Annotated in this window: 10 protein-coding genes and 3 pseudogenes; 6 read left to right on the top strand and 7 right to left on the bottom strand. The window is 37.7% G+C overall.

Annotation, left to right across the window (positions count from 1 at the left end):
• Positions 1–52: 52 nt before the first annotated feature.
• The 7 genes and pseudogenes from mreBH to M44_RS20135 form a co-directional block, all read right to left on the bottom strand.
• A pseudogene (gene mreBH, locus M44_RS20150) lies at positions 53–1062 on the bottom strand (rod-share determining protein MreBH).
• 386 nt (positions 1063–1448) lie between these two features.
• Positions 1449–2048 carry a methyl-accepting chemotaxis protein gene (locus M44_RS27800; protein ID WP_237705204.1) on the bottom strand — a complete coding sequence of 200 codons (600 nt, stop codon included), beginning with the start codon at positions 2046–2048 and terminating at the stop codon, positions 1449–1451.
• Positions 2049–2115: 67 nt separating this feature from the next.
• Positions 2116–3102 (bottom strand): HAMP domain-containing protein, encoded by a 987-nt coding sequence (locus tag M44_RS27795; protein ID WP_010171132.1) that lies wholly within the window; start codon positions 3100–3102, stop codon positions 2116–2118.
• Positions 3103–3117: 15 nt separating this feature from the next.
• On the bottom strand, positions 3118–4095 hold the full coding sequence (locus tag M44_RS04000) for a BMP family ABC transporter substrate-binding protein (RefSeq protein ID WP_010171130.1): 978 nt from the start codon (positions 4093–4095) through the stop codon (positions 3118–3120).
• A gap of 202 nt (positions 4096–4297) precedes the next feature.
• Positions 4298–5532, bottom strand: a pseudogene (locus M44_RS20140) (aminopeptidase).
• A 135-nt stretch (positions 5533–5667) separates the two neighbouring features.
• The gene (locus M44_RS27480) at positions 5668–5838 is read right to left on the bottom strand and encodes a hypothetical protein (protein ID WP_010171128.1); all 171 of its coding nucleotides are present in this window, start codon (positions 5836–5838) and stop codon (positions 5668–5670) included.
• Between the two features lie 125 nt (positions 5839–5963).
• Positions 5964–7346, bottom strand: a complete 1383-nt coding sequence (locus tag M44_RS20135; protein ID WP_010171126.1) for a putative bifunctional diguanylate cyclase/phosphodiesterase — start codon at positions 7344–7346, stop codon at positions 5964–5966.
• 294 nt (positions 7347–7640) lie between these two features.
• Between M44_RS20135 and M44_RS03980 the strand changes: the two genes are divergently transcribed.
• The 6 genes and pseudogenes from M44_RS03980 to M44_RS03955 all read left to right on the top strand — a co-directional run bounded on the left by M44_RS03980 (position 7641) and on the right by M44_RS03955 (position 13849).
• Positions 7641–8171, top strand: a complete 531-nt coding sequence (locus M44_RS03980; protein WP_040365324.1) for a GNAT family N-acetyltransferase — start codon at positions 7641–7643, stop codon at positions 8169–8171.
• Positions 8172–8610: 439 nt separating this feature from the next.
• Positions 8611–9072: pseudogene (locus M44_RS20130) on the top strand (2-thiouracil desulfurase family protein).
• A 156-nt stretch (positions 9073–9228) separates the two neighbouring features.
• Positions 9229–10677 (top strand): FAD-binding domain-containing protein, encoded by a 1449-nt coding sequence (locus M44_RS20125; protein ID WP_010171115.1) that lies wholly within the window; start codon positions 9229–9231, stop codon positions 10675–10677.
• Between the two features lie 293 nt (positions 10678–10970).
• Positions 10971–12284 (top strand): FAD-dependent oxidoreductase, encoded by a 1314-nt coding sequence (locus M44_RS03965; protein WP_010171113.1) that lies wholly within the window; start codon positions 10971–10973, stop codon positions 12282–12284.
• The gene (locus tag M44_RS03960; protein ID WP_010171111.1) at positions 12281–13270 is read left to right on the top strand and encodes a class I SAM-dependent methyltransferase; all 990 of its coding nucleotides are present in this window, start codon (positions 12281–12283) and stop codon (positions 13268–13270) included. Before M44_RS03965 ends, M44_RS03960 begins: the two co-directional genes overlap by 4 nt.
• Positions 13271–13333: 63 nt before the next feature.
• Entirely contained in the window at positions 13334–13849 is a 516-nt protein-coding gene (locus M44_RS03955) for a type 1 glutamine amidotransferase domain-containing protein (protein ID WP_010171110.1), read from the top strand.
• Positions 13850–13874 lie beyond the last annotated feature (25 nt).

Genomic DNA, 13874 nt, shown 5'->3' with positions numbered 1-13874 from the left:
AATCACCTTCTTTTTAGTAGGGTTAGCGATTGGAGAGCTTCTCATACATAGGTTATTTTTTTTGCAGTTTATTCATATTGTTGATGATGGAAAGGGAACGGCCAGTCCCAATTGCGACTGATTCAAGAGGAGAAGGAGCAAGGAAAATAGGTACTTGAAGCTCCTTCTGTAACCATGGCTGAAGCCCTTTTAACAAGGCACCACCACAGTTAACACAATTCCTCTTTCCACAATATCCCCACTTAATTCAGGAGGACAATTCTCTAGAGCATCTCTTGCTGTCTGTAGAATAGGTAAAAGCGTATCCTTTAGAGGTTCTTGAATCTCTGTTGATTTTAAATGTAAAACTTTAGGAAGACCAGAAACTAAATCACGACCTCTTACGCTAATAGAGAGTTCTTCATGTTCAATTGGAGCATATCCTATTTCTTTTTTAATCTCCTCGGCTGTTTTCTCACCTAAGATGACATTGTAGTTCTTTCTCACATATTGAATAATATCCTCATCAATTTGATCTCCGCCCATACGAATAGAATGACAATCTACCACACCTCCGTAGGATAGAATTGCGACTTCTGAAGTGCCACCTCCGATATCAATAACGACATTTCCAATCGGTTCTTCTACGGGTAAGTCTGCCCCAATAGCAGACGCTAGAGGTTCTTCAATAAGAGTTACTACTTTAGATCCCCAGTTTTTAAAGGCATCTTCAATCGCTCTTCTTTCAACTGACGTTGCACCAGATGGTGTACATACGACAATATTTGGTTTGCGGAAGGAAAACTTATACACCTTTCCGACTTTCGTCATCATACTTTTGATCATTTCCATCGTCATTTCGTAATCTGCGATGACTCCATGCTTTAAAGGACGAATTGCTTGAACATGAACGGGAGTTTTTCCGACCATATCCTTCGCTTCGTTTCCTACGGCTAATACTTTCTTTGTACGAGTATCTATAGCTACAACAGCTGGTTCATTATAAATAATTCCTTTGTTTTTCGTATACACTAAAATATTTGCGGTTCCTAAGTCAATTCCAATTGCATCTTGTTGAAACATGTTTTAACCTCCAAGCGGTTTTTCTGTACTCTATAGTGTTTCTACCCTAAACTAGGAAATTATGACCGTATTTTTATTGGATATTTTTTCTATTACAAAAGAATGCTGTTGTATCAAGCTTTAAGAGGCAATAGTTTTTTGAAGTATTCTTATTTGTGGTGAAATTAACCTACGTTTAACACTAGTCAGCCATTGAATGAGCTAAAGTTGGATGAAAAAAGAGAGCTTTAGGATAAGCGAATGCTACCATCGAATCGTACACGCTTATTTTTTCTTAGGAGATACGAAGTGATACAAGGGAAGTTTTTGGAGAATGACTGGTGAACGATTGAACATGTTTGAAACAGAAAAAAGACTACCCCGTTTCAGGATAGTCCTTAGTCCCATTATAAAGTGAATTTCTCTAATGCTTGCTTCATTTCGTTCGTCATTTCTTCAAGTGTTTCCACTCGTTCTGCTAAGAATTCGAATGAACGTAATTGTTCTTCTGTTGATGCAGAAATTTCCTCAGTACCAGCAGCCGTTTCTTCTGTAACGGCTGAAATATTTTCAACGGCTCCAATCACTTCTTTCGATTGTTGGCTAGAGTAGATCATTCCTTCCTCTAATGCCTTCAATTGATTGGAGATATTTGATACTTGAGTAGAGATGTTATGGAAAGCATGTTCTGTTTGGCTCATGCTTTGTACTTGTTCCATCGATAAGTTACTTCCCGTATTGGAAGCTTCAACGATTGTAGAGATACCATATTTAATGGACTGTACCATAGATGAAATCGATTCTGTCGCTTTTCTTGAATCTTCGGCAAGCTTTCTGACTTCATCTGCTACAACGGCAAATCCTTTTCCAGCTTCTCCAGCTCGCGCTGCCTCTATTGCAGCATTAAGAGATAGTAGGTTTGTTTGCTCTGCAATTTCACGTACCGCTCCTGCTGCTGTTTCAATTTCTGTTGTATAGTCCGCAAATTTTTCAACGGCTACTTTAATATCTTGAGAAGAATGTGACAGCTGATGAGCAAACTCTTTTTGCTTTTCAACAGAAACACGACCTTCTTCAACTGAAATGAGAGCAAGTTGACTTGCTTCGTTTGTATTTTTTTCCTTCTTCTACGTTTTCATCAAATTGCTCGACAAGAGAAGCCATTAAAGTGGCTGTGGATTGGATATCCTCTGAAATACTTTGACTCCCACGAGATAGCTCATCAGTAGAAACAGCAACTTGTCGGCTGCTCTCACTAACGCTGTCCATTTGAGTTTTTACGTCAACCGTAAAGGATTGTACCCTTTTCCCTATATGATCGATGGATTCAACCGTTGATCGAAGGTTTTCCACCATATGGGTAAAGGCTAAATTTAGCTTATCAATTTCATATTTGCTGCGTTTAGGTTCGGATAGCTGAACCGCAAGATTGCCATTGGCTACTTCCTCTGCTTGTTCTACAATACGATTTATAGGACGAACAACCTGTAAAGAAAGGAAATAAGAAAGGATAGCTGAAACCACAACTAGAATAATAACACTCACAATGCTGATGGTGACGATAAAGCTTATCTGCTTAGCGGTATTTTCAACATTTTGGTTGTACCATGCATTCGCTTCTTTTTTAAGCATAAACATATCGTTTAAAATTCCTGAAATTCGAATGGATTGTCGTTTAATTTCAGGCTGGTTATTTTCATCAAGAGCCTTTGTGCTAGCTGATAAAAGAACAGCATATTTCTCTTCAATACTCGTTAGATAGGCTTTTTGTGACTCTTCTCCAATACTGTTGCTTAAATTCGTTATAAGAGAGGAAGTCTGTTCAAGAGACGCTTCAATTTCACTTCGGTTTGCTTCAGATGCGCTTAAAGCATAGCTAGATAATGCTTGCTTCGCTCCTGCAAGCTTTCCATCTAATTGTTCTACCTCTAATAAGATGGTCACATCATCCTGAGCGGAGCTTTGAATTTGGATCATCTTAAAGATCATATAGGAGATAATCAAAGCTGAGAGAAGAACGGGTAAAAGACCGATCATTACTAATCGTTTGCGTAAAGTCATCACGTTACTCCTTTATTATTTTTTCGTTTGTACGTCAATTTTTCCGGCAGAGATAGCTTCTGTTGCTTTTTCAATCAATTGTTGCTGCTCTGTTGTGAGTTCGACTACACGAATAGGAGCAAGACCAACGCCGCTTTCCACCAGACCTAATGTATAGACTTGTTCTGTTAACTGATTATTTACTAGATTTTTGGTTGTATCAAAAACGGCAACATCCACATTTTTTAACATGGAAGAGACTACCGCTTTTTCAGCTAATAGGAATTGATCTGAATCAACCCCAGCGCCGTAAACTCCCTTAGACTGTGCAGTTTGTAATGCTCCAACTCCTGTAAATCCTGCTGCAGGATAGATGAAGTCTACACCTTTCTCAATTTGTTCTTCCGCGATAATACTACCTAAAGTCGAGTCACCGAAGTTGTTTGCGTAGTCTGCAATCACTTCAATATCAGGATTCACATATTGTGCTCCTTGTGTGTAGCCCACTTCAAATCGATGGATTAACTCGATATCAGCTCCTCCAATGAACCCGATTTTGCCGGTATTACTAGTCATAGCAGCAACCATTCCAACTAAGAAGCTACCTTCGTGTTCTTTAAACGTAATAGAAATCACGTTCTCTAATTCTGACACTCCGTCAATTAATAGAAACTGTTGTTCAGGATTTTCACCTGCTACTTTTTCCAGTGCTTCTTGCACAGAAAAACCCAATCCTATGACAAGGTCATTACCTTGTTCGACAAGATCAACTAACATTTCTTCATAATTACCAGTTGGTGCTTCTCTATAATCAAAAAGAATTCCTAATTCGTCACGTGACTTTTCTAAACCTCTAAATGCAGAATCATTGAAAGATCCATCACCTAGACCTGAATCTGAAAGTAAAATTCCTATCTTGGTTTCTTTCGATTCTACTGTCTCTTCTTGCATAGCGTTTTGACAACCTGTTAGTACTAAGAGAAGAGCCATGATGCCAACGAACAATCGTTTCATTGATGTATTCCTCCTAAAAATATGATTCAATCTACATAGTTTATCGGAGGTTTAGAAAGGAATCTAAAGAAAGATTGTGAATTTCTAAAATAGTAAATAATGAGAATAGTTGTACAAAATAGAATGCGTTCGATAGGTAACGCAAAAAAGGATGTGCTCGGCACATCCTTTTTGAAAAGTTGAACATTATTTTTAGAAAGTATTAAAACGCCCAATTTCCGCTGCGGAAGATTGGTTCTGTTGTACCATCTTCTTTGATACCATCAATATCCATCTCTGCTGAACCAATCATAAAGTCTTCGTGAACGATACTTTTGTTTAATCCATTTGCTTCTAGTTCAATTTCATCCATTTCTTTACCGCCTTCAATACAGAAAGCATACGCATTACCTATCGCTAAGTGGTTTGATGCATTTTCATCAAACAACGTATTAAAGAATAGGATGTTTGAATTTGAAATCGGAGAATCATGAGGAACTAGTGCAATCTCTCCAAGGTAATGAGAGCCTTCGTCCGTCTCAATTAACCCTTTTAATATTTCTTCACTTTGTTCTGCTTGGTATTCTGTGATACGCCCTTCTTTAAAGGTAATCGTGAAGTTGTCGATAACATTTCCACCATAGCTTAAAGGTTTTGTGCTTCGAACAGTTCCGTTTACTCCTTTTTTATAAGGGACTGTGAACACTTCTTCTGTTGGCATGTTGGCCATAAATTGAACATTTTCTGCATTCGTGCTTCCTGCTCCTACCCATAGGTGGCCATCTGGAAGTTCAATTGTCAGGTCAGTCCCTGGTGCACGGTAATGAAGCTTTTGTATCGTTTTTCGTTCAGGTAATCTACCTTTTCATGCAGCTTTTTATCGTGATCTTCCCATGCTTTAACAGGGTTATCTAAATCAGCTCGTACAGCTTTAAAGATGGCATCCCAAAGCTTTTCTACAGCTACTTCTTCTGATTCTTCATTAGGGAAGACCATTGTTGCCCAATCCTTTGAAGGAGCTGAAACAACACACCAACTAATTTTATCAGACTGAATATAGCTTCTAAATTTTGCTAGAGCTTCTCCTGATGCTTTTCTGTTGTCAGAAATACGCTGTGCATCAACGCCCTTTAATAAGGCAGGTGAGGATGAAACGACAGAAATCAGTGCTGCCCCTTCTTCTGCGTAAGTTTCCATCATTTCTTTACGCCACTTAGGGAACGTTTTGAAATAATCGTCTGGTGCTAGTTCATAAGTATAGCGTGTGATTTGATCATCAGACCAGTTGACAACCACTTCACCAGCACCAACTTCATATGCTCTTTTCACAATTAAGCGTGTAAGTTCTGCAGATTCAATTGTGGAGTTAATCATCAATTTTTGATTTTGTTGGATGTTGACGCCAACCTTTACGATTAGTTCTGCATACTTTTTTAATTTATCTTGGAATGTACTCATCATTTCGACCCCTTTTTATGTAGTAATACTCCTATTGTATCAAGGTGTGACTATTTTGAAAACTAATAAACTTCGTGAATCGAAATAATCTATAGTATAATAGAAAAAAGAGGAGGCTGATCCTCCTCAGTCTTCTTAAGGGTTATCTTGTTTGACTCCTTCTACACGATTTTTGAACGCTTCTTGAGTTACAATGAATTCTTCATCTTCTAAAGGCTTTTGATTTTCCTTACTCACAAAGCTATCTGCAGGAAAATCACCAGGATGCCCTTTTTTCTTGTGTTCAAATGCCTTACCTCTAGCCATAGTAAACGCTCCTTTATGATCGTTTTCACTATTACTATGTGTAGGGGGAAAGGAGAATATTCATATAAAAAGCTTACCCGAATTTTACGTTAGGGTAAGCTTTTCTACTTATCTTTGAAGGACAGCTAAGTTAGAAATAAAAGAATCCATCTCTTCTGATACGAGCGGCTTACTAATATAATAGCCTTGAATTTCATCACACTGTAAGGAACATAAAAATAAGAAAGCTGATCAATACTCTCTACTCCTTCAGCGACAACCTTCAATTTGAATATCTTGGCCAGCTCTATAATCATTCTAACCAGCGCGGCGTCGCGGTCTGATTGAGCGAGTTCATCAATAAAGGACTTATCAATTTTCAAGGTGTGAATCGGCAACGTTTTTAAATATGTTAATGAAGATACACCTGTGCCAAAATCGTCTAAAGCAACAGATACGCCAAGCTCCTGTAAGCGATTAATCGTACCAGTGGCCATTTGTAAGTTCTCCATAACAGAGGTTTCCGTTATTTCAAGCTCCAAACGGTCCCCCGATAATTCACTTTCATTGAGCGCAGCGGTTACCATTTGATCTAATGTATTCGCTAAAAAGTGATGAGCCGATATATTGACAGAAACTTTTTGAATGGGTGAACCTGATAATTCCCACTTTTTCATTTGTTTGCAAGCTTCAACTAGTATCCATTCTGTTAGATCAAATATAAATCCGTTCTTCTCAGCAATCGGAATGAATGTTGCAGGTGAGACAAATCCAAATTTGCTGCTTTGCCAACGCACTAACGCTTCAACACTCGTTATTTGTTTCGTCATGGCATCTACTTTAGGCTGATAGCATAGGTAAAATTCTTGATTAGATAATGCTTCTCTAAACTGTAATCCTAGTTGCCGCTCTGTATCTTTATTGTGCGTGTCTGCGTTATAGAGAGCGATAAAGTTTTTTCCACTTTCTTTTACATGATATAAGGCTTGTTCCGCATGCTTCAGTAAATCCCACGTATTCGTTCCATGGGTGGGAGCAACACTCACTCCAATACTTGCTGTTAAAATAATTGGATTACCTTTCAATGTAAACGGGGTTAAAAGGGAAGTTTGTATATTATGTGCGTAAATTTCTGCCTCTTCGTATGATTCGGCTGTATGAGCAATTAGAAAAAGATTCCCTTCCATTCTAGAGAAATTTGCTTCCTCATGAATCTCATCTTGGATTCGAGAAACAAACTGGCGGATGAGCTCGTTCCCACTCGAGAAACCAAACGTATCATTAATCCATTTGAAATTGTCTAAGTCAATGAGAATAAAATACATGTATTTATAAGACGTAGCTAATTTTTCAGTGATTAATTCTTGAATTTTACTTCGATTTGGCAGCTCAGTCAATTGATCATACTGAGCTAGCTTTAATGAGCTTTTGTGTATTCTAATGGTTCTAATATTCATAAAAATGGTTGCAGAAAATAAGACAATGAGTGCTATGATGATCATAGTAGAATATTGATCCAATGAAGCCATAGAAACACCTCCCTTGATGATGTAGACAGTCGTGTATAGTATGTATCGGCAAGATTTTAAATTAATCAATATGCAAAGGAGCGTATTTCTTTGATTTTTCACATTTTTATAGAATGATGAATGGTAGGTAAAATTATTCATCAATACAAGGACCTTTTCACCACATGAAAAAAAGATGAAGTTTAAATAAGTATGTAATTTCGCGGTAGAAATAGAGCTTGAGCAAGTCGATTATGTTATAGATAACTTATTAGAGTGAAGAGTAGTTGTAGAAGGTATAAAGGGGTGACGAAGATGAAAGAAAACGATCACTTAGTAATACGTGATCTAGAAATCAATGATACCGCTCATCTAGTAAAATGGCTTTCAGATCCAAGGGTGCTAGAATACTATGAAGGAAGAGACAATCCGTTTGACAAAGAGAAAGTGAAGGAAGCTTTTTATGGGCCAAGAGGCGATGAGGTTCGGTGTATAATCGAGTATGATGGAAAAGCTATCGGATATGTTCAATATTATCCTATTGAAGAGGAAGAGCGAGAAAAATACGGATATCCTGTTGAAATCGTGTATGGAATGGATCAGTTTATCGGAGAAGTAGAATATTGGAATAAGGGGATAGGAACTAGTGTAGTTTCAAAGGTTGTAAAGTATTTGTTAGACGTAATGGGGGCAGAGAAAGTGGTAATGGACCCCCAAGTGAGAAACGAGCGTGCGCTCAGATGTTACGAAAAATGTGGGTTTAAAAAGGTTAAATTGCTTCCTAGAATTGAATGGCACGAGGGAGTTTATGAAGATTGTTGGTTGATAGAAGCTTACAAAAAATGAAAGTGTGGAAGTTTAAGAGAGTTTGGCGAACGACTTGGAGTTTCATATGTGTAGAATTTGGGATTTATGGGCAAAGATGTGAGCTTTACGGGCAAAGTTTCTTAAATATGGGCAAAAAATAGAATTTACGGGCAAATTGAGCGGGTTTATGGGCGAAAAAATAGGAATACGGGCAATTAAATAAATGAGGCGAACGGTTTTCTTTTAAATACATGACTTTGTTAAAGAGTACTGTTAGTCTTTACTAATTTTTAGCTGTTTATTGGCGCAATTTGGATACCCCACATTCTTACTGTGAACTCAATTTGCTTCCTTGAATCCTCACCTCAGGAGATGCTTAGCATTTTCTGTTGAAGCTTCATCAGCACGAAAGCGAAGTCTTTTTGTAGAATAAGGGTAGCGTTTTTTAATAGAGCCTAATAAATAGGGGGGGAGCTAGATGATTATTGTTAGTTCTTGTTTAGCTGGTTTCGAGGTCAGATATAATGGAACGCATAGCTTACATAACAAGGTTCGAGAACTAATCTCTTTAAATAAGGCCGTTCAGTTATGTCCAGAGCTTTAAGGTGGGTTTACTACTCCACGAGAACCTGCTGAAATTGTAGGGGGAGACGGGGAGGATGTACTGAACGGTAATGCTCATGTACTTGAAAAGTCTGGAGCTGATGTAACAAAATTATATATTGAAGGTGCATACAGAACGCTTGAGAGAGTGCAAGAATTAAAGGCGTCATTGGTAGTATTAAAAGAATATAGCCCTTCCTGTGGTAGTGGAAACATATATAGCGGGCAATTTAAAGGAGAACGAATGGTAGGAAAGGGCGTAACGACCGCTCTGTTAGAAAGGCACGGAATTCGTGTCATATCAGAGGAGCAGCTACTTGATGAAGTTGAATTTTAGGATAGCTGACTGCTAGCAAATTGAATAAGCAGCTCGATGGAAAATACAGACTATGGAGAAGGAGTGGATTGATAAAGCTATTCTTGCCAGTTCTCCTTCCTCCTACCAAAAGAATCATAGTATGATAGAGGGAATAATATAAGTTGGAGTGACACGATGAATATTGTTTGGTTGAAACGTGATATTAGACTTCAAGATCATAGGCCTTTATATGAAGCGAGTCTAAGAGGAGAAACTCTCGTTGTGTATGTAGTGGAACCATCCATTTGGAAGGATGAACCACTGTCAATGAGACATTTACATTTTATCCTAGAAAGTTTAGAGGAAATGCAGAATTCATTTAACTCTATTGGCGGAAAACTGGCGGTATTTCACGGGGAAATGATCGATGCTTTATCGTTACTATATACGCAGTATGGTCCTTTTCGACTATGGTCCCATAAGGAATACGGGCCGAAAGCTTTACTAGAAAGAAATAAAATAGTGAAGGACTGGATGGAGAAGAATGGACTTCATTGGACAGAATATCAAGCTACAGCCATTTCTCAAAAAAGCTCAAGCATCAAGCAATTTAAGAAGGAATGGCAAGTGTTCATGGACGAACCCGTTCTGCCAAAGCCAATTAGAATCCAAGCCCCCGATAAATTACCCTCTTCTTTTATAAAAGATTTAGCAGGCTATAAAAAGAAATCTCAAGGTATAAAAGGAGAGCCTATACGATTCGGTCAGCAAGGTGGAGAATTGCTCGCATGGGATACACTTCAGACATTTTTAGACGAGCGATTCGTACACTATGAAACGAATCAAATGAATCCTTTAGCTTCTTCTATTTCTGGGAGCAGATTGTCTCCTTATTTAGCGTTTGGCAATATATCGAGTAGAGATGTCTATCAAACTGTTCTTTCATCCAAGCAAAAAGGTGAAAGCCATTCTCTAGAGCAACTCGATTTATTCCTATCTAGAATTCTAAGACGTGACTTTTTACACCAACGACTTATAGAAAACCCAACCCTTCATCAATATTCACTCCATCCTTTATTTGATGGTGTGAGACTCAATTTATCTTCTAAAGAGTATAATCGAATCCTACAAGGGGAAACTGGTATTCCAATAGTTGATGCTGGTGTACGCTCTCTAAAACTTACTGGATGGCTGAATGAATCTACAAGAAAAATGATCGTGATGTTTATGTGCCAGACGATGCGACAATCTTGGCAAAAGGTTGCATTCGATTTAGGATCGTTATTTCTAGATTATGACCCAGGGATTCACTATAGTGAAATTCAATGGCAGGCAGGTACTTGGGGTTCAAAGCCTCCCCGCGTTGTCAATCCAATTAAAATTGGTAAAGAACAAGATCCTAATGGTGAATTTGTTAAAAGATATGTGCAAGAACTGAAGACTGTTCCGGTCGAGTATATTCACGAGCCTTGGAAATATCCTGGGGTTTTTTCGCTACAATACCCTGCTCCAATAGTAGATGTGGTGAAAGTAAACAAGGAATCTAGACGTAAATTTAAAGAAATAAAAGCTGCCCAAACTCTTGAGAAACAAGATGATCAAGGAAAAGAGCAAGACCAACAACAATTATCGTTTGATTTATAGAAAAACACTTCTTTTACTGAAGTGTTTTTTGTTGTTTGTCAATACGCATTTAAAAGAAAACAATCCATTCTACTTACTAACTGGGAACATGGCATATTGTGTTCTTCAAATGTCGAAAGTAAAAAGCTTGTATAAAAGTGGAATATTTCTCAGGAAATATTATGACAAAATATTCAGGTAATCAACTTATTTACCCATAGGATAACAAAACGAAACATGGATGTTGAATAAAAGAGTTAAGAGGTTTGCTTTTTGTGAAAAAAAGGGAATGGATGCTATAAGGTGGTGACGAAATGAAAAAGAAAACAAGCGTTTTTATAAGTGGAGGAGGTATTGGAGGATTAACTATTGGGTTAAAGCTAGCAAAATGTGGCGTGGATGTCACCGTCGTAGAAAAGCTTCCTGGCCCTACCCCCGTCTACAAAGGTGAACTCCTTCAGCCTAAAAGCTTAGATATTTTAGATAAATTAAATCTATTAAATCCAACCTTAGAGAACGGTCATACAATTAAGGAATTAGATTTAGTTGAAATGACAAGTAGGTTAAAAGAAATAGATACATCTGTTATGAAATATGACGTCATTCCGAGTGATTATGCCTATTCATTAATGATTCACCATGAAAAAATAAAAGAAATTGTTAGAGATGAAGCCTTAAAATATCCTCATTTTCACTACATACCAAATAGCATTTGCAAAGGATTTAGAGAAAATTATGCGATTGTGAAAAAGGATAAGAAGGAAGAAATTCATGTAGAGGCGGATTTCTTTATTGGTGCAGAAGGAAGAACATCAGCTACTAGAAATGAGATGGGCATCAATGTGAAGGAATCTATCTACAATCACCACTTTTTAACTGTGACATTTCCTAGGCCGAAAGACTTCACAAGAGGAAAAATTATTTCAACTCATGATCGATTTTTAGGGTTGTTCCCCCTTCCCAACAATGAAGTCCGTTCTGTGTATTTAATTCCTGCTGGAAAATATAAAGAACTTAGAAAGCAGTCTTTAGATTATGTGTATAAATTGTATACGGATCTAGTTCCAGAGCTCGAAGGATATGTAAACAAAATTGATTCATGGAAAAAAATTCAGTTAATGATTCCCCTTGCGTACCATTCTTCACAATATGTGCAAGGAAATAAGGCCATTATTGGAGATGCCGCTCATACGGTTCATCCGATGGCAGGTGAAGGAATGAATATGGCCATTCAAGATGGAGATGTATTAGGAGAACTTTTATGTGATATGTATGGACAGGACAAGCTTCATGAAGATAACTTAAATTGGTTTCCGAAAGTAAGAAAAAACAGAGTGAAGCATCAAATGCAGCTTAGTCATTTGTCTGCCCTTGCCTATTCTTATCCTTATCGCCCCATCACCTGGCTACGTCGAAAAACGTTAAGTCGTATAGAAGAGGATCCTGTATTACATTTTAAACAAATGTTAAATATTTCTGGACTTGGAATATGGAAAGAAAGTGCTGTGGACCGATTATCTCAAACAGGTATTTGGCCTCTTCGCACAAAAATAAATCAACAAAAAAAGGAAGCAAAACTATTTGCTAATAGTGATGATTATCCATGGAAGCAGGAGGGATTAGTATGATTACGGATTATGTTCGGTTATGGAAAGCGAGAACGTGGATGAAAAGTAATGAGCCTTTCTTATCAAGCTGGCATGCTTATGTTGGGTATGAATTAGATTTGTTTGAAGAGTTTAAAAAGCCAGTTACGGTTCAACAAGTAGCAGTAGGTAGAGACCTTGAACAAGAATTACTAAGTCAATGGGTGGATGTTGGTGTTGTTCTCAAACATCTGAAAAAGGATTCAAAGGAACGAGTAAAAACGATTCGAAAATGGAAGCTTCCTATGTCAAAAGGGAGTGATGTGTCATCTGGAGTTTTGTTAAAAGAAATGATGGAGCTTCATATCCCATCCTTAATCAAATATCCTGAATTGATGAAAACGAAGAAAAGGCAACATTTTGACGCGGACCATCACGGAGAAACAGTAGCAAAAACGTCTTCTTTATTAGAGAAGATGGCATTTCCAGAAGTAGAAAAGCTTGTTCGTAAGGAAGAGGCTGAACAAGTACTTGATATTGGGTGCGGTGAAGCAGGTTATGTTATGAGGCTAGGAGAGAAGTTTCCTAAAAAGAATTTTACAGGAATTGAAATTCATGAAGAGGTAGCGAAGCATGCTATGGAGAGAGTTCGTGATCACTCAAATATTTCCATTGTAAATCAAGACCTGTATTCCTTCCATCCAGAGAAGCAATATGATCTTATAATGGCCAATAATATTTTGCACTATATTGATCCCACAACTCGAACAACATTATTTAGTCAAATTCATGAGTGGCTACAAGAGGATGGTGTATTGTCCGTCATCACACCTATTCAACGTTCAAAGTACGGGAAACAGTTCTCTAGTGCATTTAATAGCTTTTTTACAAGCTTTGATAATTTGTATCCCATTCCTTCAGAACAGGAGCTTGAAGATATAGCGAAGGCGTCTAATTTTACGTTAGAAGATTCAAAACCGATTGTTAAAGAGGGCGGCTGGTATATTGTTACATTTAGGAAGAACTAGTTTAGTAGAATTGAAAAAGGGAAAACTAAGAAAGAATGCATAAAAAGGAGTGGAAATTGTACTATGGCGAAAATTGCTTGTCTAATCACAGATATGTTTGAAGATGTGGAATATACAGATCCAGCAAAATCGTATAAAGAAGCAGGACATGAAGTGGTAACGATTGAGAAAGAGTCTGGAAAAACTGTCACAGGAAAGCAACAGGATGCTAAGGTTACAATTGATAAAAGTATTGACGATGTTCAAGTAGAAGACTTTGATGCTTTATTTATTCCAGGAGGAGTGTCTCCTGATGATTTACGCGCAGATGATCGATTCGTACAGTTTGCAGGAAAGTTTATGGATAGCAAAAAACCGGTTTTTGCAATATGTCATGGCCCACAGCTGTTGATTTCAGCAAAAAAATTAGAAGGTAGAACAGCAACTGGTTTTAAGTCTATTCAAGTAGATATGGATTATGCTGGAGCTAATGTGAAGGACGTTGAAGTGGTGGTATGTGGCAATCAACTAGTAACAAGCCGTAACCCTGATGACATCCCAGCGTTTATTCGCGAAAGCTTAAGTTTATTAGGAAAATAAAACGAGTAAATAAATTCAAACAAGA

It is taken from the genome of Bacillus coahuilensis m4-4, from assembly GCF_000171615.1.
Taxonomy (GTDB): domain Bacteria; phylum Bacillota; class Bacilli; order Bacillales; family Bacillaceae_K; genus Bacillus_T; species Bacillus_T coahuilensis.
This window is presented reverse-complemented; position numbering and strand designations above follow the sequence as displayed.